This is a genomic window from Candidatus Chlorohelix allophototropha (assembly GCF_030389965.1).
In the GTDB taxonomy this organism is placed as follows: Bacteria; Chloroflexota; Chloroflexia; order Chloroheliales; family Chloroheliaceae; genus Chlorohelix; species Chlorohelix allophototropha.
Genome location: NZ_CP128401.1, coordinates 13,290 through 34,758 on the forward strand (window position 1 = coordinate 13,290; position 21,469 = coordinate 34,758).

The 21,469-nt window shown below is 48.4% G+C and carries 18 protein-coding genes and 3 pseudogenes; 9 read left to right on the forward strand and 12 right to left on the reverse strand.

From position 1 onward, the window contains the following. The first annotated feature begins 3 nt into the window (after positions 1-3). From OZ401_RS23155 to OZ401_RS23165, 3 genes are all read left to right on the forward strand, one after another. The gene (locus tag OZ401_RS23155) at positions 4-1,062 is read left to right on the forward strand and encodes a hypothetical protein (protein ID WP_341471998.1); all 1,059 of its coding nucleotides are present in this window, start codon (positions 4-6) and stop codon (positions 1,060-1,062) included. 147 nt (positions 1,063-1,209) lie between these two features. Further along, positions 1,210-3,093, forward strand: a complete 1,884-nt coding sequence (locus OZ401_RS23160) for a bifunctional serine/threonine-protein kinase/formylglycine-generating enzyme family protein (RefSeq protein WP_341471999.1) — start codon at positions 1,210-1,212, stop codon at positions 3,091-3,093. A 375-nt stretch (positions 3,094-3,468) separates the two neighbouring features. Continuing rightward, positions 3,469-4,062 (forward strand): hypothetical protein, encoded by a 594-nt coding sequence (locus OZ401_RS23165; protein ID WP_341472000.1) that lies wholly within the window; start codon positions 3,469-3,471, stop codon positions 4,060-4,062. Here the strand turns inward: OZ401_RS23165 and tnpC (OZ401_RS23170) are convergent. Together tnpC (OZ401_RS23170) and OZ401_RS23175 are read right to left on the reverse strand one after the other, a co-directional pair. Further along, positions 3,966-5,414: an IS66 family transposase gene (tnpC, locus tag OZ401_RS23170; RefSeq protein WP_341472001.1), complete on the reverse strand. Its 1,449-nt coding sequence runs from the start codon at positions 5,412-5,414 to the stop codon at positions 3,966-3,968. The genes OZ401_RS23165 and tnpC (OZ401_RS23170) overlap by 97 nt on opposite strands. Before the next feature lie 133 nt (positions 5,415-5,547). Beyond that, positions 5,548-5,673 carry a hypothetical protein gene (locus OZ401_RS23175; RefSeq protein ID WP_341472002.1) on the reverse strand — a complete coding sequence of 42 codons (126 nt, stop codon included), beginning with the start codon at positions 5,671-5,673 and terminating at the stop codon, positions 5,548-5,550. Positions 5,674-5,859: 186 nt separating this feature from the next. On the opposite strand from OZ401_RS23175, the gene OZ401_RS23180 reads away from it, so the two are divergent. Further along, entirely contained in the window at positions 5,860-6,075 is a 216-nt protein-coding gene (locus tag OZ401_RS23180) for a hypothetical protein (RefSeq protein WP_341472003.1), read from the forward strand. A gap of 582 nt (positions 6,076-6,657) precedes the next feature. Here the strand turns inward: OZ401_RS23180 and OZ401_RS23185 are convergent. The 3 genes from OZ401_RS23185 to OZ401_RS23195 form a co-directional block, all read right to left on the reverse strand. Continuing rightward, the gene (locus tag OZ401_RS23185) at positions 6,658-7,509 is read right to left on the reverse strand and encodes a BRO-N domain-containing protein (RefSeq protein ID WP_341472004.1); all 852 of its coding nucleotides are present in this window, start codon (positions 7,507-7,509) and stop codon (positions 6,658-6,660) included. 64 nt (positions 7,510-7,573) lie between these two features. Continuing rightward, complete coding sequence (locus tag OZ401_RS23190) at positions 7,574-8,461, reverse strand: ParB/RepB/Spo0J family partition protein (protein ID WP_341472005.1); 888 nt, start codon at positions 8,459-8,461, stop codon at positions 7,574-7,576. 3 nt (positions 8,462-8,464) lie between these two features. Then, positions 8,465-9,487, reverse strand: coding sequence for an AAA family ATPase (locus OZ401_RS23195; RefSeq protein WP_341472006.1), 1,023 nt, complete (start codon positions 9,485-9,487; stop codon positions 8,465-8,467). Between the two features lie 237 nt (positions 9,488-9,724). Here OZ401_RS23195 and OZ401_RS23200 point away from each other — a divergent pair, with 237 nt between their 5' ends. After that, complete coding sequence (locus tag OZ401_RS23200; RefSeq protein WP_341472007.1) at positions 9,725-10,600, forward strand: AIM24 family protein; 876 nt, start codon at positions 9,725-9,727, stop codon at positions 10,598-10,600. Between the two features lie 1,126 nt (positions 10,601-11,726). Here OZ401_RS23200 and OZ401_RS23205 read toward each other — a convergent pair. From OZ401_RS23205 to OZ401_RS23215, 3 genes and pseudogenes are all read right to left on the reverse strand, one after another. Then, a complete protein-coding gene (locus OZ401_RS23205; protein WP_341472008.1) occupies positions 11,727-11,966 on the reverse strand; it encodes a DUF4113 domain-containing protein in 240 nt (79 codons plus the stop codon). Between the two features lie 219 nt (positions 11,967-12,185). After that, positions 12,186-12,401, reverse strand: coding sequence for a hypothetical protein (locus OZ401_RS23210; protein ID WP_341472009.1), 216 nt, complete (start codon positions 12,399-12,401; stop codon positions 12,186-12,188). A gap of 179 nt (positions 12,402-12,580) precedes the next feature. Then, positions 12,581-13,099: pseudogene (locus OZ401_RS23215) on the reverse strand (IS3 family transposase); the annotation flags it as partial. Between the two features lie 112 nt (positions 13,100-13,211). Here OZ401_RS23215 and OZ401_RS23220 point away from each other — a divergent pair. Next, complete coding sequence (locus OZ401_RS23220) at positions 13,212-13,622, forward strand: hypothetical protein (RefSeq protein ID WP_341469223.1); 411 nt, start codon at positions 13,212-13,214, stop codon at positions 13,620-13,622. 31 nt (positions 13,623-13,653) lie between these two features. Continuing rightward, positions 13,654-14,809, forward strand: a protein-coding gene (locus OZ401_RS23225; RefSeq protein WP_341470952.1) for an IS3 family transposase whose coding sequence is annotated in 2 segments (ribosomal slippage) — positions 13,654-13,929 and positions 13,931-14,809 — 1,155 coding nt in all. Because the reading frame shifts where the segments join, the coding sequence is not laid out codon by codon here. 41 nt (positions 14,810-14,850) lie between these two features. On the opposite strand, the pseudogene OZ401_RS23230 reads toward OZ401_RS23225, so the two are convergent. The 4 genes and pseudogenes from OZ401_RS23230 to tnpC (OZ401_RS23245) all read right to left on the reverse strand — a co-directional run. Continuing rightward, positions 14,851-15,066, reverse strand: a pseudogene (locus tag OZ401_RS23230) (IS66 family transposase); the annotation flags it as partial. Positions 15,067-15,246: 180 nt separating this feature from the next. Beyond that, a complete protein-coding gene (gene istB, locus OZ401_RS23235) occupies positions 15,247-16,044 on the reverse strand; it encodes an IS21-like element helper ATPase IstB (RefSeq protein WP_341467826.1) in 798 nt (265 codons plus the stop codon). Next, entirely contained in the window at positions 16,041-17,564 is a 1,524-nt protein-coding gene (istA, locus tag OZ401_RS23240; protein WP_341467827.1) for an IS21 family transposase, read from the reverse strand. The genes istB and istA overlap by 4 nt, the downstream gene beginning before the upstream one ends. Before the next feature lie 103 nt (positions 17,565-17,667). Then, positions 17,668-18,945: an IS66 family transposase gene (gene tnpC / locus OZ401_RS23245; protein ID WP_341472010.1), complete on the reverse strand. Its 1,278-nt coding sequence runs from the start codon at positions 18,943-18,945 to the stop codon at positions 17,668-17,670. Between the two features lie 57 nt (positions 18,946-19,002). Here tnpC (OZ401_RS23245) and OZ401_RS23250 point away from each other — a divergent pair. Both OZ401_RS23250 and OZ401_RS23255 read left to right on the forward strand, forming a co-directional pair. Beyond that, a pseudogene (locus OZ401_RS23250) lies at positions 19,003-21,054 on the forward strand (Tn3 family transposase); the annotation flags it as partial. A gap of 206 nt (positions 21,055-21,260) precedes the next feature. Further along, complete coding sequence (locus OZ401_RS23255; RefSeq protein ID WP_341472011.1) at positions 21,261-21,464, forward strand: hypothetical protein; 204 nt, start codon at positions 21,261-21,263, stop codon at positions 21,462-21,464. The last annotated feature ends 5 nt before the right edge of the window (positions 21,465-21,469 follow it).

The following is a 21,469-nucleotide window of genomic DNA, read 5'->3' on the forward strand; positions in this document are numbered from 1 at the left end:
GCGATGGCTGAAAGTGCAGATAGTTGCGGACGTTGTAACGCTAATTTGGAGAAGGTAGCGGCGGAAGGGCGTTGTGGGATATGCGGAGCGGCGCTTTGTCTGTTGTGTTGGCGCTCCGGACAGCGTTATTGTCTGCTGCACCAACCTGTTTCCCAGCCACTAAGCTATTTCACTTGCGGTAGGTGTCACCGTCGCTTTTCGGTTAAGTTGCTGGCGGGTAGTTGCCAGTCCGAGGAGTTCTGCCCAAAACAAATCTGCACTAATTGTCGGGAGAAGTACCGGGAGGAGGGACGTTTGTGGTGTCAGGAGCATGCCCCCGCCAATCCGGTAGTAGTAGCGTCAGGGTTGCCCACCCGTCTGGATGGTACGCTATCCACTGAGCAGGAACGAGCCGCTACGCTTTTCTTCGCGCGGTTGGATAAGAAGTTGGCAGAAGCGGGGACGCTGCAACATCCTTTGCGGGAGAATGCCCGTCTTAAAGTAGGGGCTTTTTCTCGTCGTCGCTTCGGCTCAAAGTTGGAGTTGGTGTCACCGGGTAAGCACAGTGGGGAGGGGTTGGGACTGCTGGTGTCGTTGCTGTTTGAGGGTAGCGCCACCGGGATTGAGGAAGCGCTGAATGAGGGCAAGCGTTTGGCGGGGCAGCATTTGGCGCATATTTTTACGGTGGTGGCGCTGGCAGGGGGAGAGTGGGAGGCAGAAGCGCAGGAGTGGCTGCGTTATACCAGCCCTCACCAGACTTTATGTTTGGTCAAGGTGAGCGAGGAGAGTGATCCAGAGTGCTTGTATGCGGGCGATCCTCTTTACCAGTCGCTACTGGATTTGTTCAGACCGGAGGTGGCTGAGGAATTGGTGCAGCGCGCTATTCGCTGGTTGGAGCAAGATAACGGGGAGTGGTTGAATTGGCTAAAGGGGGAGCGCAGTTTTAGCGCCGCTGAGCTTGGAGAGGGTTTGAAGGTGGGTGCGGGACGGGCGCACCACTTGCTAAACGAGATGGAACGGCGGGGTATTGGGCGATTGGAGAAGCGCAATGGGCAGTTGCGGTTGTGCCGCAAGGGGAATTGAATTATTTGGCAAGTTAAGGTTAAAGGGTAGGTAAATTGAGTTGGCTTGAAGGTTATTAAGCCATCCGGTAATATTAACAACAACGTACACCGGTAGATTTTGAGATAAAGCGTGGCAGCTTATTTTTGCGACTGAGGGGGTCTTTTGATGGGAGGTCTCATTTCTCCGGGGACGGTTATTCTCAATAAGTACCGGGTTGAGCAAGAAATCGGCAGGGGCGGTTTCGGTTTGGTTTGGAAAGCCACCGACCTTGCTCTAGGTCGTCCGGTGGCGCTCAAAACCCTGCTGTTTGGCGAGACCAGTATGGATAATCAGTACGGTTCCGGCGCTTTTGACCACTATTTGGAACGCTTCAAACGAGAGGCTAAGGTCAGCGGGTTTTTCACCGCCAATCCCAATCTTATTACGGTTTACAGCTTGGAAAAAGATGAAGCCGGGGATTACTTTCTGGCATTGGAATATATTGAGGGCGGTTCACTAGATGATTTGCTCCAGCGGGAGGGAAGGTTATCGGTGGAAAGGGCTTGCGCTATTACCCTCGAATTGTGTAATGCGCTGGCAGATGTGCATAACCACCCGGCGGATATTGTCCACCGGGATATTAAACCTAACAATATCTTGCTACGGGTGAAGGGGCAGGCGGTGCTGGCTGATTTCGGGATAGCCCAACTGGGGCACGAGAGCAAGCTGACTATCGTGGGAGAGCGACATCGTCACCCCGGCACTCCGCCCTACATGTCGCCGGAACAGAAAGAGAGCAGGGATTATCTCACCCCCGCCTCTGATCTGTATTCGTTGGGGGCAGTGCTGTACGAGATGTTAACCGGCAGGTTGTTCGCCAAATTCAGGCGATTGCCGCCCAGTCTGGAGAACCCGGCAATATCCGTTTGGCTGGATAAGGCGGTGGGCAAGCTTTTGGAAAAGGATCCGGAGTTGCGCTACAGCCAAGCGGAGGAGGTAATTAAAGACTTGAGAGTAGGACTAGGATCAGCACCGAAAATTCTACAAACCGAGCTTATTACACCGCCACCTAAGGTTATGGCTAAAAAGGTTGAACCGGTACAAAAGGTGCGGGTTGAAGCGCCACCGGCGCCCGCAATAAAAGTGGTTGAGCCAAAAACTGCCACACCCGAACCTGAAATAGAGCGGGAAATGATGCTGCGGGAAATCGCATCGCCCAGTACAAACACCGCCCGCCGTATGCAAATCGGGGACCGCTTGAGCGAAATCGGCGATACCCGGCGCGGGGTAGGCTTGCGCGAGAATGGACTCCCCGACATTGCATGGTTGGCAGTTGCGCCGGGCGGCAGGGTGGGAATTGAGAAACAGACCTTCGAGGTGCAACCCTTCTACATCGCGCAGTATCAGGTAACCTATGCTCAGTATGAAGCGTTTGTGCAAGCGGCAGACGGCTACTTCAACTGGGAGTGGTGGCAGGGCTTTCCGAAAGAATACCAACCGCAAAAGCTGAACGAGCAAAATCAAAAGGGGGTGAGCATGCCGCGAGACAGAATATCGTGGTATCAGGCGGTAGCCTTCGGGCGGTGGTTGAATCGGCAAATGCAGGGCTGGCAATTTCCGAATTCGGACGGTGGAGGTAAGCAGTTAATAGTGGGCAATAACGCGCAGGTACGGTTGCCAACGGAGTGGGAATGGCAGTGGGCGGCGCAAGGGGGCAGTCAGAAACGGCTATACCCGTGGGGTGAGTGGCAAGTGGGCTACGCCAATACAGATGAAGCGGGTTTGAACCGAGTAACAGCAGTGGGAATGTACCCGCAGGGGGCGGCGGAAAGCGGGGCGCTGGACTTGAGCGGCAACCTGTGGGAATGGTGCCAGAACAAGTACGATAATCCGAAGCAAACGGCAGTGGACGAAAGCGGAAAGAGGCGAGTGTTGCGGGGCGGGTCTTACAACTACGATCCTGATCTTGCATCCTGTGCATACCGCTACCGCTTCATTCCGAACGTCGGTAACAACAATTTTGGTTTTCGGTTGGTGTTGTCATCACCTTTCGCGCCCTTTGATCTCTGATTCGCTGACACACTTTCCTAATAAAGATCATGGACAATACGAGCAAATGGGCTAGAGAATAGCGGGCTGACGCAAGGTAGCAAAGGTGCTGAACCGACCGGCTAATTTCCCTGCACTGTACGGAACGGACACAGCTTGCCGAATGTGGCAAGTTGCCCTGCCTCTCCTATCTGACTCAATATGAAATAGTTGTGCCCTTCTAAATTCAAATTTTTACCGACACTTTCCGTTGCAATATACCGCAACGGATTTTTTTTAGCTGTAAATAAACTGATTTTTGTAAGACTACCCTAAGATAATACCGTAACCAAATTTAACACGGTCGGATCTACATGGCGGTTTTTCAATATCACTTACAGGCTGAGAGGCAATTTTATGGAATGGGTATTGGCTAATTTCTTTCTGATCGGCTTCCTTATACCCGGAACCCTGTCCTACCTTTACCTAACCGGGTTTCTGAAATCCCAAAAATGCCAAGTGGTTGAACCTACCGGTAATGCAAGGGAATTGGTAGCAAGTCTTTCTGACCGCTGGCTTATCAAAGGGTCGCTGGCTATTATGGCTAGGGAACTGGAGGATATTAAAAAGGGGTCAAAACTGGCAGGTCAGTATGGCACCGCCAGTTCTATAACCACACATTTAACCCGCTGCGCTGCCGATGCTACTACTTTGGTTTTAGGTCTGGCGCACCGACTTAAAGACTTGGAAGGTCGTCAGCACGCTCAACTCAACCTTAAGAATCAGCTTGAGCTCGAAAACCAGAAGCTTTTACTGTTGATAGCAACTGTTCATGATTGGAACCGGCGGATTGATAGCTTCATTTTCTCGGCAGGAAGTAATTATCTCGATTTCAGTAAAATTGAAGTAACAGTTCAGACCAAAAGCTTGGGAAGGGGAGGTTGCCCACAAAAAGTGTCAAGGAGCGCAACCAACAAGTTTTCACCTTGCTTTTTCATGGTGGAAAGGTAGCCTCTTATCCGACAAAAGAAGCTGGCACCTTCCTGGCTGCGAAAACAACCTGAAACCTTTTGTTGCACTTTAACCATCCGAATATCACGCTCGGCCAGATTGTTATCAAAAGGCACATCAAAACGGTAGGCAAACAGCAGCACTTGATGACGCTGTTTATCCAGCCGATCCAGTAAGTTCTTAGGCTTGCTCTGCCGGGGCTTGCCCCGTTTTCCACAAGGCCAACCACCCTGGGGAGGAGGATTAGCTGCCAGACCCTGTGCGATCAATTGCTGGTAGCGCTCTTCGAAATGCGCTAACCGTGCACTGCTTAAACTGGTTTCAGACCTAGCCCTGGCGACTTCCACTTCTTCTTTCAAGTCCACAAGAAGGGTGGTGAACTCAGCCGCCCACGCCTGCTTGAGTTGTTCGTAGACAAAAGCAAGTTCCCTGAGATGATGGGCGTTACACAGACCGTGGGTACAGGCATAGCGCAGATAGTTAGACCAACCATCGTGGATCGCTGCGCCCTGGAAAGCCGGTAAAATCCCAATCTCGTCTGTGGCTTTACTACCTCGCCGTAAATGGTGAGCATAGTGGGTTAAATGTGGTGTGCTGGCTACGTGCAACCAGTGGCGCTTGCCTTCTACGTACAACCCGGTTTCATCGCAATGTAACACTTTGACCTGGGTAAGCGCTGTCTTGATGGTTTTTTCTGGCTCAGCCAATTGCTCGTAGCACTCCGCTATCATATTGACCAAACTGCCGGGTGAAAGACTTTCGCTGTAGATTTCATTAAGTAGCTCGCACACCCGGGCATAAGGCAGCAGTTGATAAGTGATCAGGTAAACTGCCAGAGCCCGAAACCCAGGTCCGTATTGCACCCAATTCTTGACGGACTGCGGGAATTTGGCTTTGGTAACAGTCTGACAAGTAGGACACTTTTTGCTGTAAGTGCGGTGTTCGGTGACGTGCAGTTTGAGTTGAGTAGGCAGCTCAAAAACCTGACGAGGCTCGAAGTGAGGTAGCGCTGCTTCTTTGGTTAAGTCAGTCTGGCACTTTTCACAGGTGGTGGGCAGATGCGCAATCACTGTATCCGGGTTTTCGCTTTGTTTAAGAGCCTGACCCTCGTGACCAGGTTGACCACCCGGTTTCTTACCGCTGGATTTGCGCAAGCTGCGTTTTTTGGGCGAGCGCTTAAACCCGTCGGAAGAAGGCGGTTTGGAAGAATTATGGCTATCTTGAGAGAGCCGGGCTTCAAGGGTTTGAATACGTTCTATCAGTTGGGCAATCAAAGCTGCCTGTGAAGCGGCTTTAGCTTCAAGTTGGGCGTAATCGTTTTGAAGTTGGGCTAATTGCTCTTCTAATGTCATTTTATTAGTCTACCAGCCTCGTCAACTGACCCTGGCTGAATTGTTACAAATTGAAAACGATTTTAAGAATTTCGCCAGAGCTTTGGAGGAAATTAACCGTGACTTTTCAGCCTGAGATATTCCCGAAGAGGTTTTAGGCTACCTCTTCAGCATAGCCTAGGTGGAAGAAGGCGACGGCAGCGCTTTGGCTGAAAGAGGCGGTGCCGCCGTTTCTCCAGCGCTGTAGCAAACTGAAAGCGTTTTGTTCTTCAATATTCAAACTTTTACCGACACTTTCCGTCGCCGATAAAAGCGGTGGATATTTTTATCTCCAATCGACCTATTTTTTGTGCAACTACCCTAAGATAGGAGCGTAACCAAAGTCATCCAACCAGTGGGAATAAGCATTGCCGGGGCGAGCACTGAGCCGCCTCTCTAACCCTTATAACATAGAAAGAGGCTTGATATGGAAATCATCTCCCGGATTATTGAGAACATGCCCCGTATCGTGGAAGCCTTAAAACCATTATTCGATAGTCCTATTGGTTGGTTACTGCTGTTAGTGGTTATTACGGTAGTGTTGGCAGTGCTCAGCCTGATAAAAAGAATTCTGGGACTACTGCTGTGGCCATTGCGTCGTCGCCGTCGAAATCGTCGTCCTGTGATTTATTTCGACTGGTAATATCTAATAGACCGGGAGGGCTTTACCCTCCCGGAGTAGCAAGCTATACAGACTGAATCGGTAGGGATTTATTTAGGAAAACAGGATCGACCATAGGCTGGATACGAGATAGCAAAGGGCAATGGGCTTATGAAGAGAAGGTTTCGATGATTTTCAAACAGACGAACAAATAGTTCTACCCCCGCTTCTTAATTACTAAAACCTGCGTTGGAAATTACTCTCCTATTAGCATCTTTCTGGGAAACTTTGGCAACCATTGGTAAACCTTGCTAAGGTGGTCCTTATGCCAAGCGTAGGCTTGAAGGAAGCCGAAATAACCTCAGTTGTTCTTGACCTCTGAAAGTTTTACCTCCACCAAGTTACCATTAAACCCAAAAGGCTGATTAGTGTAACAATATAGGCTGCAATGTAGTGCCTTATCATATGTTATGTCAAGTTAGTGTTAATTAAGCAAGTGGTGTAGCTTTTAGGTATTTGGGATAAGTTGGGTCCGGCGGGATAAGTGGACTGGACACGAATCTCATGTCTTGACAAACTATTGATTACGGTTTATTGTAATTGTTTTCGCGAAAACAATTACAGCTATTTCCCCTCATCCTCATCAAAGAAAGAGAGTTGGCGGCGTTCAGGGTTTTCGGGCTGGCGCAGATAGTTTTCGCGACTGACAGCCGGGCGACCCAGCTTTTTCTCGATGGTTTTGCGCGCTTCGCCTGCCGCTTGCCCCGCTTCTTCGGTATCCTGCTTCAAAGCGTTAAAGCCCATGCTATCACGATCCCGGTGCAGGGTAACTGCGGTGGCTTCCCCCAGTGAAATCAAAGCCAGTTCGATAGGACTCATGTGGTCGCGCAGGTTGGCGCGTTCGGGTAGCGCCTTGTAATTTTTATGCACCTGTACCGTCATTTCAAAAGTGCCGTCATTTATCAGGTCTGTCAGAATAGCGAATTGAGTGCCTTGCGCGCCTCGAAACTTCCATTCGTCAGTCAACTCGTTGCGTACCATATCTGCCCGCACGCGTTGCTCAATCCACTCATCGCTGTAGCCTTTGCGACGGTAGTTATCGCGCACGCGTTTGAGTGCCAGTTCCGGATATTCCAGCTCTGAATAACGCTCGTTACCAACTTTTGCCAGCCATAGCTTGAAAGGTTCGGCTTTGGGCGAGGGTATGGACTGGATAAGGCGCAAAACGGTTTCGCGACTGGCGCAATCGGTTTCACGCAACTTGCCATCAGTAGATTTAAGGCGTAGTGGCTCCAGTTGCGTCATCGCTTCGTTAAAACCCTCGTCTTTTATGCGCTTTTTGAGATTAGACCAGTATTGGCGCGGGTTACCGGAGTCTGCCAACACGCCCACCACATCCACCACGCTATAAAACCACTCGTTGCGATGCCAAATGCGCCTGATAACCACCCCAAAGTTTTCTATGTCCTTACCCATAATCTATGCCTCCAACCGTAATCAAAATGATTACGGTTCATTGAAATTGTTTTCGCGAAAACAATTACTTGCCGTTTTCGAAGTGTGCTCGCAGCGATTCTACCAGCTTGAAAAGCTCTTGCAAAGCCTCGCGCTCCTCTGCCCCGATTGTTTCACGTTGCGCCAGCTTCTCGGTGTACTGGTGCAGACCGCGCACCGCCGTTTGAAGTCCTTTAATATTCGGTTGAAGCGGCTCTCTTTTCTCGCGCAAGCGGCGAGGAGGCGAACTTTCGCGCCGGATGGCGGTAATATCGTCGGCGGTGAGTTTGCCCTGTAGCAAGCCCTCGATTAGGTCGGAGCGTTGCCCCTCATCCTCGATTTTCACCAGCGTTGATACCGCCCTGAGCGAATCAGGCTTTGCCTGCGCCAACGCTTGCACATCCTCGGGGGCGCGGATCAGGCGCAACCTGTTTTCCACGTAGCCTCTGGCTTTGCCGATGGCGCGGGCTATCTGCTCGTGGGTAAAGCCGAGCTTTTCGCTCATCACTGCAAAGATGCGCCCTTCTTCTAGAGGGGTCAGGTCTTCGCGCTGAATGTTCTCAGTTATGGCGATCGCGACCATCTCCTCATCCAGCAACTCTTTTATCACCACCGGGATTCTTTTCAGGTTTGCTTTTCGGGAGGCTTCGCGCCGCCGATGTCCTGCCGCAAGCTGGAAATAGCCTGCCCGTTCGGGATGCGGACGCGCCACCAACGCACCTAAAAACCCCTGCGACTGTATAACGCTCACCAGTTCTTCCAGCGCATCGGGGTTGACAGTCAGGCGGGGCTGATAGGGATTATCCAGCAAACGCTCGATTTCAACCGCTTGCGCCTGCTCAATTTCGTTGGAAGCCGCCTCAAACATACCGGATTTGATTTCGCTGCCCCGGCTGAGAAAATCCAGCGAGATTGCTTTTTGCTTACGCGCCATGAATTATGCTTCCTCTCCACGTTCCTTGCGCCCTGAATCGAGCATCTCAATTTTGTCCAGCCCGTTGCCGCCCACTACCTGTAAAATTTCGTTCAGCAATTGCCGGAAAGTTTCGGTCTGCTCACTGCGGGGCGAGATGGCAGCCACCACTGTGCGTTGGTTCGCTGCTTCCGCAAACTGCACGCTGCGTTTGACCACCGTATTGAAAGAGCGGATACCGCGTTGTCCCAATGCTTGCCGCAAAGCCTCGCCCATGGTGCGCGCCGCGTTATTCTGCTGCACCATCATTGCCACCGCTCCGGCGATTTGCAAACGCGGATTGGCTTCGGCGCGTGCCTCGTCAATCCTTTCTAATAGAAGTTGCAAGCCTTTTACCGAGAGCATTTCCAGTTGGGTTGGAATCACCACATAGTCGGCTGCATACAGCGCATTCACTGTCAGGCTGTTCAAGCTCGGTCCGCTGTCCAGCAAAATATAGTCGTAATTCTGACGAACCTTTTTCAGCACATTCGAAAGGCGTGTACCCCATGTAGGCTTGCTGGATAACTCGCGGTCTGAGTTTGAGGCGACAATATTGTTGGGGGCGAGGTCGGGCCCGAAAGAGGTTTTTAGAATAACCTTTGTTATATCGAATTCGCGTTCGCCCGCCATCGCATCGTAAATGGTGAGCGGGAGCGTATCGGGGTCATGTCCCAGCGTGAAGGTGAGATGCCCTTGTGGATCGAGATCGACCAGCAAAACCTTCAAGTTCATCTGCCATAAAAGCACGCCCAGATTGGCGGTGGCAGTGGTCTTGCCCACTCCACCCTTTTGATTGGCAAGGGCGATTATAATTGCCCCCTCGGTTTTGGCACGCCCCGCGCTGGCGATAAACGCCGTCAAATCGGCATCGCTGACCCTGTAATGACCACCAGCTGTAGCGGTGGCAGGCAGAATCCCCTCGCGGATGTAGCGCGCTACTGTTCCGGTATCCACCCCTAACCTTTCGGCTACTTCGGCGGTCTTAAGCAATTTCCCGCTATTCAAAACATATTCTCCTGTGCGATATATAGAATTTGAGTGATTTCTATTAGTTTTACCATAAAATCGCTCAAATTGTCAATACCTGACATCAAGATCATGAAATTGTTTTCGCGAAAACAATTTTAGCTATCAACTAAAGCAAGGGGCTATAGCCATTGCGGATTGTAGGTTTCAACCCTGCGATTTATAATAAGCTCTCTTATTAATCTAATTTTAATGATTTGCCGGAAAGGAATAAAAATGCTTTTTACAACCGCAGACCTGAAGAATTGCCCGGCTTGTGGGCGTTTACAACCACTAGATACGAGCTTTTGCCGCTGTGGCGGAGATTATCTAGATTCACCGGGTGGTTACCCACCACAGGGAGGCGCGCCCGACCCTTTCGGTTATCAAATGTACCGTCATCAGGATGCGGGATGGACAAACGGCACTCAGTCCAACGGCGTGGATATGCGCGAAACAAGGGTGGGCAATACCCTCGTGCGAATAGCCGGTAACATTGTGCCGCAAGTAGAGGTGGCTCTTTCTCCGGGCGATGCGGTTTATTTTGAGCATCATATCCTGCTTTGGAAACACCCACAGGTAAATATCGACATCAAGCCCTTAAAAGGTGCCCTTAAACGGATGATGGCAGGGATGCAAATCTTTGTAACTCAAGCCACCGGACCGGGTTCGATTGCCTTCAGCCGAGATGATGCGGGCGAAATTATCCCGATCCATATCCGTCCCGGCGAAGAACTGCATGTACGGGAGCATCAGTTTCTGGCAGCGACCAGTTCCATTGATTACAGCTTTTTCCGGGTTAAAGGTGTAGCTAATATCCTATTTGGTGGCACAGGCTTCTGGATAGACCGTTTCGTTGCACCTCAACAACCGGGGTTACTGTTGTTGCATGGCTACGGGAATGTGTACGAAGTAATGTTGCGCCCCGGCGAAGCGATTGATGTTGAACCGGGCGGGTTTTTGTACAAGGATGCCAGCGTGCAGATGACCACCGTTTCGCAACGATTATCGACCGGGTTTCTAGGCGGGTTTAACCTGTTTATGAACCGCTTTGTGGGACCGGGACGTGTAGGCATTCAGACAATGTACGTCCATTTGCCAACCGCTGAGTAGGGATCTCAAATGCGTTGACACCATATTTTACCTATGTCTTCACTACCAATTGCCGAAAAACTGTACTTAAACCAATTTTGTCAGCCTCTAATGTGCTATTTTCGGTAAATGCTGATGAGGATATAGGTAAAAATGTGGGAAACAGCCGATTTTTACAAGCCGGCGATCTGCTTTTCTCCCACCAAACGGTCAAATTCAGTCCCGTCACTCGAATTCGGTGGTAAGGTGAGGCAAAGCCAGGGGTTGTTAGATAATCCGCAAACCCTTTATGCTTTGTGCCATCTCTGCTTCAAAGTTTTCAGCTACCACCACATAATCCAAGTGGTTTTGCGTATATACCCGGCGCGATACCGCCAACTGTGCATAGCAATCTTTATTTCGGCACTATACATTCTCTGCCACAAAACGCATAGCAATTCCTACAATTTCGAGAAATGAAAACTGCGTTGGAATAGCGATGGAGGTAACTTCCTGTTACGCAAATTGTTGTTATATTGAAATATGCCAACCTCTTGCAAATAGCCTGAATATACCCTGACCTATTCTTTCCCAACGCCTTGAGAAAGGCTGTACCACATCCAATCGCTAAACAATAATTCACCCGCTCTCTATTTTACACGATTTGTGATCTTATTAACTATTAAAATAAGGTGAAAACCTCTTGACAACCAGAGCTCATTTCAGTACAATGGTTCTACATGGCAAGGCATGACAGGGCAAGGTATGGTTTTTCAGAAGATTGCCCAAGTTCACCTATCAGTAGATAGGACGCTTCTCTTTTGAAAAGATTACCGGATGGGCGCTTCCCTCACAAAGGGTTATATCCCTAGTACGGTTTTGGAAAAAGTCGGGCTAATCCCCGGCTTTTTCTAATTCTCCGATATATTTTCCCTTCAGAACACCTGACCAAAACTAAAAAGGAACAGCCGAGTTTACCCAACTGTCCTCTTCCTCTACCCGTTAGTAGCATCGGTCATCCAAGTTCGACCTTGTGGTGTAATACTGGTATCCCCCAAGCTATGCGGTAAAAAGCGAGCATTTGCATTCAAAACCCTGAATTATTACCCTAATATTGGGTCTTCAGTATTTGAGCGGGTGGCAGTCTGGTTTAATCATAGCGCGCACCTCAAGTAAGCGCCCAGGCTACCGGCAAATCCTCCCAACTGGTGGTGTAAGGCGGAGAAACCCGCCCCCGTTTCATCTGCCATTCCTGCCCTATCCCGGCAGACGCCAGCCGTAGCGTATTCCGTCCGTAACGCCGGTTCAGGCTATCCACCGTCACCATCAACCGCCCCTGCTGCTCGATTTGCGCTACTCCTTCCCCGAAATAGCTCAGTTGCACCCCCTGCTGCGACAAGCCCGTCACCAGCACTCCCGCCTTATGATAGCGATACCCCCCGCCCTATAAATCTTTTCCAGCCCCATGCAAGCATAATGCGTCAGTGCGGGCGTATAATTTCCTTACATTGTCAAGTATTTATAGGTTTATATATCTGACATTACGGGTATATGTCAGGAATAATATTGGAGGGTGGCTAATTTTAATAAAATAATGTAATTACTCAGTAGACTGTGCAATAAGTCTTTACAGTAATAATGGTTCATTAACTTGAGCAAGTTTAGGATAGAGCCGATGCAATTTGGCGCGAGCATCTTCACAACTGAATTGCCAACTAATAGTGGCGTGGGCAGCGTTGCGTTCAGCTTCGAGTGCTGCGACTTCTTGCTCCAGTTCGGCACGGCTAGACAACCGGCGCGACAAACAGGTTCGCTCAAATACGCTAATCTCAATCTCGGCCATATTCAGCCAACTGCCATGTTTAGGTGTATAAGTAAACCGCACTTTGTCCAGGATGCGCCGCGCTTCAGTTGGCTCGAAGTGAAATGACCCAGTTTGTCAAGACAAAAATAAAAGCTTGGTTAAGGAGTGATACAGTCCTTTCTATAGAACTAATAATGTTAAATAGCTAGTAACTCTTTTTAGCTCTTTAACATAATTACTGGTGTCACGGTATTGAAATAAACCTGAGCCGGTGTCTGATATTTCAAAGCCTGATGAGGTCGAGTATTATTGTAGAAATCGAAATACTCACCAATCCCTAGCTTTGCTTCTTTGGGGTTCTCAAATTGTGCTAAATAAACACACTCATATTTTAAGGAACGCCAGAGCCTTTCGGTGAAAACATTATCTAGTGCTCGCCCACGTCCATCCATACTTAACTTTACACCTGCGCCCAATATCAAAGCAGTGTATTTAGGACTGGTAAAATGACTACCTTGGTCACTGTTAAAGATCTCCGGTTTTATCTTCGCCAACGCTCGCTCGGTAGTTCTAAGCACAAAATCGATTTCCAGAGTATCAGATAATTCCCAACTTACCACATATCTGCTGTACCAGTCGATGACAGCCACCAGATAAAGCCAACCGTGTTTGAGCTTGATATATGTGATGTCGGTACCGAATACCTGAGCGGGTCTGGTTATAGCCAGGTTCCTTAAGTGGAATGCCCCATAAGCGTATAGTTAAGAGAATCACAAATAGAAAGAGGTGAGTTCCTCTGGTAAGATGTAAGACTCTTCAACTCTTACTACAAAACCAAAGGAAACTCACATGCCTAGTATAGACGAAATAGTTGGAGCTTTGCAAAAAATATTTGGGGAACGAGCCAAAGCACTAGCGAACGAGCAAGGAGTGAACAAACGCAGCTCGAAAATCACAGGGACAATTTTGGCACTGGTGTTGGTAACAGGCTTTATGAGCCAGCCCGGCGCCAGCCTTAACCAATTGAGCCAAATAGCCCAACAATTCGGTGTAAATGTCACCCGCTCGGGGTTGAGCCAACGCTTAACCTCAGTGACAGTGGAGTTTTTACGCTTGCTATTCGAAGAAGCGCTACAAGTGTGGCAGCAGCGAGAAGGTTTGTGGTTGGAACTGTTTGAACCTTTTAGAGGAGTGTACCTGATAGATAGCACTCATATAGGGCTAGCTAACTATAATGAACCAGAAGAACTGAACAACTAAAAAGGGTTTGGTAAGGTGTATACTTAAAAACATGACAACACCTAGAAAAAAGTATTCACCCACATTTAAGTCTCAAAGAGTGCAAGAAGTGCTGGAAGGTAATAAAACCGTTACCCAGATAGCTTCTGAATATGGTATTCATCCGAATATGCTCACTAAATGGAAACAACTGGCTCTAAAAGGTCTGCCACAATCCTTTGATGAGCGTACTCAGAAGCAAATCGCGCTGCTGACCGCACAGTACGAACAAGAAAAAGAACAACTTTACGCCGAAATAGGTCGCCTGACTACACCGCTCAGGTGGTTAGGAAAAAAAAGTGAAGCAGGCTTTGCCCAGGTCGGTCAGATTAAGCCTAATCGAAACCCAAAAAGCTGAACTTTCACTCTCAAAACAAAGTGAGTTGCTAGGAATTAGCCGTTCCAGTTTGTACTACCGCTCAGTAGCACCAACCGAACGAGAAATTGAGCTCAAACACCGAATTGATGAGATTTACACCGTTTACCCTTTTTATGGATATCGGCGAATTCATCAACAATTACTGCGGGAAGGCAAGCACCTCAACCGCAAAACGGTGCAAAACTATATGCGGGAGATGGGGCTAGAAGCAATCTATCCTGGTCCTAATCTTTCGAAACGAGATCAAAAGCAGCGGGTATATCCCTATCTCTTAAGGAACCTGGCTATAACCAGACCCGCTCAGGTATTCGGTACCGACATCACATATATCAAGCTCAAACACGGTTGGCTTTATCTGGTGGCTGTCATCGACTGGTACAGCAGATATGTGGTAAGTTGGGAATTATCTGATACTTTGGAAATCGATTTTGTGCTTAGAACTACCGAGCGAGCGTTGGCGAAGATAAAACCGGAGATCTTTAACAGTGACCAAGGTAGTCATTTTACCAGTCCTAAATACACTGCTTTGATATTGGGCGCAGGTGTAAAGTTAAGTATGGATGGACGTGGGCGAGCACTAGATAATGTTTTCACCGAAAGGCTCTGGCGTTCCTTAAAATATGAGTGTGTTTATTTAGCACAATTTGAGAACCCCAAAGAAGCAAAGCTAGGGATTGGTGAGTATTTCGATTTCTACAATAATACTCGACCTCATCAGGCTTTGAAATATCAGACACCGGCTCAGGTTTATTTCAATACCGTGACACCAGTAATTATGTTAAAGAGCTAAAAAGAGTTACTAGCTATTTAACATTATTAGTTCGTAACAGTTCAGACCAAAAGCTTGGGAAGGGGAGGTTGCCCACAAAAAGTGTCAAGGAGCGCAACCAACAAGTTTTCACCTTGCTTTTTCATGGTGGAAAGGTAGCCTCTTATTCTACAAAAGAAGCTGGCACCTTCCTGGCTGCGAAAACAACCTGAAACCTTTTGTTGCACTTTAACCATCCGAATATCACGCTCGGCTAAATTGTTATCAAAAGGCACGTCTGTAGATTGCGGTTGTCAAGACCTAATATTCCGGGCTAAAAATGCATCTGAATTTAACCCACTTTTTTAAGAAAAAGCTCCAGGCAGTGGCCTGTCGCACGCTGGCGTTCGCACAAAAGCCAAGCTTTTGCGCTCAACCAGCTCTTATTAGGCTGAAATAATCTTAGCCTCTTGAAATCTTTAAGAACCAGTTCCCGCTTCCGGTTTCTTTTCTTCTGGTGGAAGTTGCCGACGCTCTAAGCCGTAACTCTCCTTTCCTAAAGTGCGGTAACTGCTACCTCTTAAATAAAAAACTTCTCCGTGATGCAATAAACGGTCAATAATCGCCACCATCAAGGCAGTATCACCACCCTCGATCAGTTCGCCCCAGTTAGAAAGGCTTTTGTTACTGGTAATGATCGTAGCACCTCTGAGGTAACGTCCGCTGATCAGCTCATATAAGGCCGGACCTACACGTGCGTCCATCGGTAAATAGCCCAGTTCGTCTAATACCAACACCTGACATTTCAAAAGCGGCTCTAAAATCCTGGCTATTTCCTGGCGAGTGCTAGCCGCAATCACTTGGTTCGCCAGTTGTTGAGCCGTAATGAACTTTACGGTGTAACCCAACTGCACCATCTTAATTCCGGCTGCAATCGAAAGATGGGTTTTCCCAAGCCCACTTGCCCCGATTAGGAGTAAATTCCCAGCTTTTTCTACAAAACTGCTGTCGAAATAGCGTAAAATCACGCTGCGCTTCAGTTCCGGGTGGCGACTGAAATCGAATTGTTCCAGGCTGGCTTCAAAAGGGAAACTGGCTGAGTGCAAACGCTTTTTGAGTTGGTTCTCCTGACGAGATAGCAACTCTTCGCTTAACAATTCTTCTAAAAACTCCCCGTAATCCATTCCGGTTTCGCGTGCCCGTTCAATCCAATCGCTGTATACCTGTTTTACCCTGCCCAGTTTTAGGCTGGTGAGTTTATGTTCCAGACTATTCATCCCACCGCCCTTTCTATTTCATTTTCCTCAGGTATGGCCGAAAAACGGTTGGCCACCAGTGGTTCGTATTCACTGAGTAGCCGTTCCACCGCTGGTTGAGTGGGCTTGAGGGTAGCGGCATTACTGCCTGAACCCGCTGGCTTGAGTAATAAACCCTTGAGATATTCCGCCCCGTAAAGCTGTTGTTCCGTTGCCAATTCCACCGCCGCCTGGAATTCTTCCAGCCCTACCTGCTGGGCCAGCGCGTATAGTTGGTGGATTTGTTCACTCATGGTGGCTCTTTGCCGTCGACAGATTACCGCCACATACTGGTACACTTGCGGTCCTAAATTTAACAACCAATCCCGCCACACCATGGTTCTGGCTCTGGGTTTGATCTCAAAAGCTTGGGTGTAATGTTCCGGTATTACTAAGCGGCGGTTTCGGGAATAACAACGGGGGTGCTGTGCCACCAGTTCCGTACCCCGCCATAACTTCAGCCATTCCCGATGTATCCGGGCTGTCAGGGTTTGTCCCATTAGTTCCGCCGGTACGCTATATTTGTTGGTCTCAAAAATGACTACCCCTTCCCGGTTTACCACCAGGCTGGTAAATAAACCGTAATCCCGGGCACTAGCAGGCAATGGGCTGAAGTGTTTACGCTCTATTTCCAGTAAGCTACCCGGAATTTCCCCGGTCGCTGCGCATGTACGCTCGTAATTCACTACCCCTAACCATTCTTCCAACTGCCTTACCAGATCCGCCGCATCGTAGAATGTACGACCAGCTAGAAAATTGTTTTTGGTATACTTTACCAAATTTTCTACGGCACCTTTCTGGTTTCCGCTGGCCGGGGCACAGGCTTCCGGGTGAAACTCGAATTCTAGTGCCAGTTTCTGCCACACCGGATGCCACACTGGTTGGTTCTTTTCATCTCGCCTCAGTACCACCGTCTTCATATTATCCGTGGTAATTACCCACGGTACTCCCCCCATCCGGTTGAGGGCTTCCACCAGGCAGCGCACCAGCGTTTCTTCGGCCATATCTTTCTGAAAGCTCACATACATAAAACGCGAGTATTTCAGCCGGGCACAGAAAAAGTAGAAGGTTTGGGGTACACTATCTTGTTTACTGAACAGCACTCCCCGAATTTCACCCCAGTCTATTTGCAAAAACTCTCCAGGTAAGCCCTCAAAACGTATCTGTACCTGATGAGCCTGGTTCTCTCTGGCTTTTTTGAGCTTGCGCACATAGTCATAGAAGGCGGTGGGTCTGCCACAGTAGGGCTGTTTGGGATCTTCCCACGCTAGTTCCAGCATTCTTTTCACTTGTAGTTTTTGTTCTAGCCAGCCTTCAATCTGTTCTTTGAAGACTGCCACACTACTTTCACGATTGGGGCGGGTTTGTACCTTGTCGCTAGGTTCATTTAGCACTCTTTTTACGGTACGGGCATCATGTTGCACTTTGCCCGCAATTACGTTGTAGTTGTCCCCTCGTTTCCGGTGGTACTTTATTGCGCTTCTGGCCATAACTTCTAACATCTCCTTCTCGTAGCTCCTCTCTTCTCACCCTTCTTGCCAATAGTGTTGCTAGAACAACTATTCTACAAAATTGGTCTTCTAAGAGAAACCCAAAACGGCATTTTTATCCCGGAATCCTTTTCCTTTCCTTCCCGTATTCTACAACGTCAAAACGGTAGGCAAATAGCAGCACTTGATGACGCTGTTTATCCAGCCGATCCAGTAAGTTCTTAGGCTTGCTCTGCCGGGGCTTGCCCCGTTTTCCACAAGGCCAACCACCCTCTGGGGGAGAATTAGCTGCCAGACCCTGTGCGATCAATTGCTGGTAGCGCTCTTCGAAATACGCTAACCGTGCACTGCTTAAACTGGTTTCAGACCTAGCCCTGGCGACTTCCACTTCTTCTTTCAAGTCCACAAGAAGGGTGGTGAACTCAGCCGCCCACGCCTGCTTGAGTTGTTCGTGGACAAAAGCAAGTTCCCTGAGATGATGGGCGTTACACAGACCGTGGGTACAGGCATAGCGCAGATAGTTAGACCAACCATCGTGGATCGCTACTCCCTGGAAAGTCGGTAAAATCCCAATCTCGTCCGTGGCTTTACTACCACGCCGTAAATGGTGAGCATAGTGGGTTAAGTAAAGGGTGCTGGCTACGTGCAGCCAGTGGCGCTTGCCTTCTACATACAACCCGGTTTCATCGCAATGTAACACTTTGGCCTGGGTAAGCGCTGTCTTGATGGTTTTTTCTGGCTCAGCCAATTGCTCGTAGCACTCCGCTATCATATTGACCAAACTGCCGGGTGAAAGACTTTCGCTGTAGATTTCATTAAGTAGCTCGCACACCCGGGCATAAGGCAGCAGTTGATAAGTGATCAGGTAAACTGCCAGAGCCCGAAACCCAGGTCCGTATTGCACCCAATTCTTGACGGACTGCGGGAATTTGGCTTTGGTAACAGTCTGACAAGTAGGACACTTTTTGCTGTAAGTGCGGTGTTCGGTGACGTGCAGTTTGAGTTGAGTAGGCAGCTCAAAAACCTGACGAGGCTCGAAGTGAGGTAGCGCTGCTTCTTTGGTTAAGTCAGTCTGGCACTTTTCACAGGTGGTGGGCAGATGCGCAATCACTGCATCTGGGTTTTCGCTTTGTTTAAGAGCCTGACCCTCGTGACCAGGTTGACCACCCGGTTTCTTACCGGTGGATTTACGCAAGCTGCGTTTTTTGGGCGAGCGCTTAAACCCGTCGGAAGAGGGTGGTTTTGATGAATTATGGCTATCTTGAGAGAGCCGGGCTTCAAGGGTTTGAATTCGCTCTATCAGTTGGGTAACCAAGGCATCCCGTGAAGTCAGTTGTTCTCGCAATTGGGTATTTTCTATTCTAAGTTGTTCTAGTTCTTGCGCAGGTGTCATTATTTTAGTCTACCAGCCTCGTCAACTGACCCTGGCTGATTTGTTACTAAAAGTAAACACAAACACGAACTGACTTGGCAGAATAATGGTAAAGTCCTGAACGAAAAGGTTACGCTTTATGCCAAAGTAGGCAAAGCCTTGATTATCGCCCGGCAGGATGAGGCTGACCCTTATGAAGCTGTGGAGAAAATAATCGATTGGACGACTTTTATTCTTAGTGTGGTGGAAGCCGAAGAACTGGCCCGCCCCGAAGATTTTGATTACTTGGACCTGATGAATAATCACTATAGTTGGGTAAGACAATATTCCAAAAAGTTGCTGGAGACTTTTGAGTTCAAAGCGGCTTCCAATAATGCCGGTAAATCTCTTTCAGAGGCTTTGAAATTACTCAAAGAATTGAACGAACAAAAGGGTGGAAAGATCCCAGCCGATGCGCCTACCGCATTTGTTAAACCCCGCTGGCAAGAGTATGTTTTTAAGTCAGACGGTAGTATTGATCGGCATTATTATGAGTTTTGCGCCCTGGCCAGCTTGAGAGATGCCCTCAAAAATGGCGATATCTGGATAGAAAGTAGCCTACAGTTTCGAAACTTTAGCGATTACCTGTTACCACTACCAGAATGGCTAAAGCTGCGTGAGGCTAAAAAGGTACCATTACCGATCGAAACCGATTTTGTAGCTTATATGAGTGAGCGCACCGTCCTACTGCACGATAAGCTATGGAAATTACATAGCTTGATCAAGAATGGACAGCTACCCAAAGTTACGCTGGAAAATGGTGAGTTCCATTTGGGGAAAATGATTAAGGAAGAAGAGCCAGAAGCTCTGGAAAAGCTGAAAAAATTAGTTTATGGGTTACTGCCGCGAGTGCGAATAACCGATCTTTTGGTAGAAATGGATGAATTGACGGGTTTTAGCCGTCACTTTACCCACCAGCAAACCGGTCAAACCGCTCCCGATAAGCTTGCTTTACTGGCGGCTATTCTGGCTGATGGTCTTAATTTGGACCTAGATAAGATGGCGGATGCCAGTGCCGGACTGAGTTATCGACAGTTAGCCTGGGTCGCAGATTGGCATATTCGGGGTGAAACTTATCGTAAAGCCCTAGCTGAACTGGTGAACTTTCAACACAAACTCCCCTTTGCCGCCAACTTTGGTCAGGGAAAAAGCAGTTCCTCGGATGGGCAGCGGTTCCCGGTTGGTGGGGTTAAGGAAGCCGGAAATAAAATAAATCTGAAATATGGTTTTGAGCCGGGAATTATGTTTTACACCCATAGCAGTGATCAATATGCTCCTTATTACATCCAGGTTATTAGTACCACTGCCAGACAAGCCCCCTTTATGATTAACGGTTTGCTATATCACGAGAGCGAGCTTGAAATTGAGACCCATCATACCGATACTCACGGCTATACCGACCAGATCTTTGGGGCGGCTTCGTTACTGGGCTTTAAGTTTCAACCGCGCATCCAAGATATTGGCGATAAACGTTTGTACTGTATCGGGACTGCCAGTAGTTATCCGGCTATTTCAGATCTAATCGGTGACAAGATTAGCTCAAAACTCATTGGCGAAAACTGGGAAGAACTCCTCAGGTTGTTCACTTCAATCAAGAAGGGTACAGTTACCGCCTCCCTTATCCTGGGAAAATTGGCCGCTTATCCCCGGCAACATCGGTTGGCTCAGGCTCTGCGTGAGTTAGGGAGACTGGAAAAAACGCTTTTTACGATTGAGTGGATTAAAGATGAAGCGCTGCAACATGGCACTCAAGGTACTTTGAACAAAGGAGAATCGCGAAACAGTTTAGCCAGAACCCTCTTTTACCATCGGTTAGGGGAAGTCCGCGAACGTAACTACCAGGATCAGCTTAATCGGGCAAGTGGTCTCACTCTTTTAAGTGCCGCTATTGTGACCTGGAATACTCTTTATCTCGAAAAAGCGGTTGAAGCTTTAAGGCAACGGGGGGAAGACCTCAGTGCTGAAAAGTTAAAACATCTTTCACCCCTCGGCTGGCATCACATAAATCTGACTGGGGATTACATTTGGAAGTTGAAACAGGGATTTAGCCTGGATAATCTCCGTCCTTTACGTACCAGATCTGGTGATTAGAGCAATTTGAACTCAAAATCTCTAGCTCTGTGATGCTTTTCACTAGCGTCGCTTTCGTGTTAAACATTGTAAGTACCCCAACTTAGGTCTGAAGGCTGGAGTATTCCGAACCTAGAGTTGTTGGATGAGAATAATTGGTAAGTGACAACCCACAACTATATACACTCTCTCTATTGATAAAGCCATACACCAGAAGGATATAAATTATGCGAGGAAGACGCAAGATAATTATGCACGATATGTTCGAGGACGTTGCTTATACTCAATTTGCCGATTATGAAATTGAATACCCACGCCCTGCTAAAGAACCACCTAAAGAGCTTTCTAAGAAAAATATTCTGCCAGCCATCGAGAACAACTTAATAGGCAATGAAATTTGCTCGAATCACACCACTACTCACGACAACTAAATTGG

What these genes read in the sequence shown, in the direction of transcription:
- OZ401_RS23200 (WP_341472007.1), top strand. Translation starts at nt 9,725, where the DNA reads ATGCTTTTTACAACCGCAGACCTGAAGAATTGCCCGGCTTGTGGGCGT.
- OZ401_RS23155 (WP_341471998.1), top strand. Translation starts at nt 4, where the DNA reads ATGGCTGAAAGTGCAGATAGTTGCGGACGTTGTAACGCTAATTTGGAG.
- OZ401_RS23165 (WP_341472000.1), top strand. Translation starts at nt 3,469, where the DNA reads ATGGAATGGGTATTGGCTAATTTCTTTCTGATCGGCTTCCTTATACCC.
- OZ401_RS23160 (WP_341471999.1), top strand. Translation starts at nt 1,210, where the DNA reads ATGGGAGGTCTCATTTCTCCGGGGACGGTTATTCTCAATAAGTACCGG.
- OZ401_RS23185 (WP_341472004.1), bottom strand. Translation starts at nt 7,509, where the DNA reads ATGGGTAAGGACATAGAAAACTTTGGGGTGGTTATCAGGCGCATTTGG.
- OZ401_RS23180 (WP_341472003.1), top strand. Translation starts at nt 5,860, where the DNA reads ATGGAAATCATCTCCCGGATTATTGAGAACATGCCCCGTATCGTGGAA.
- OZ401_RS23210 (WP_341472009.1), bottom strand. Translation starts at nt 12,401, where the DNA reads ATGGCCGAGATTGAGATTAGCGTATTTGAGCGAACCTGTTTGTCGCGC.
- tnpC (WP_341472001.1), bottom strand. Translation starts at nt 5,414, where the DNA reads ATGACATTAGAAGAGCAATTAGCCCAACTTCAAAACGATTACGCCCAA.
- tnpC (WP_341472010.1), bottom strand. Translation starts at nt 18,945, where the DNA reads ATGACACCTGCGCAAGAACTAGAACAACTTAGAATAGAAAATACCCAA.
- OZ401_RS23190 (WP_341472005.1), bottom strand. Translation starts at nt 8,461, where the DNA reads ATGGCGCGTAAGCAAAAAGCAATCTCGCTGGATTTTCTCAGCCGGGGC.
- OZ401_RS23220 (WP_341469223.1), top strand. Translation starts at nt 13,212, where the DNA reads ATGCCTAGTATAGACGAAATAGTTGGAGCTTTGCAAAAAATATTTGGG.
- istB (WP_341467826.1), bottom strand. Translation starts at nt 16,044, where the DNA reads ATGAATAGTCTGGAACATAAACTCACCAGCCTAAAACTGGGCAGGGTA.
- istA (WP_341467827.1), bottom strand. Translation starts at nt 17,564, where the DNA reads ATGTTAGAAGTTATGGCCAGAAGCGCAATAAAGTACCACCGGAAACGA.
- OZ401_RS23255 (WP_341472011.1), top strand. Translation starts at nt 21,261, where the DNA reads ATGCGAGGAAGACGCAAGATAATTATGCACGATATGTTCGAGGACGTT.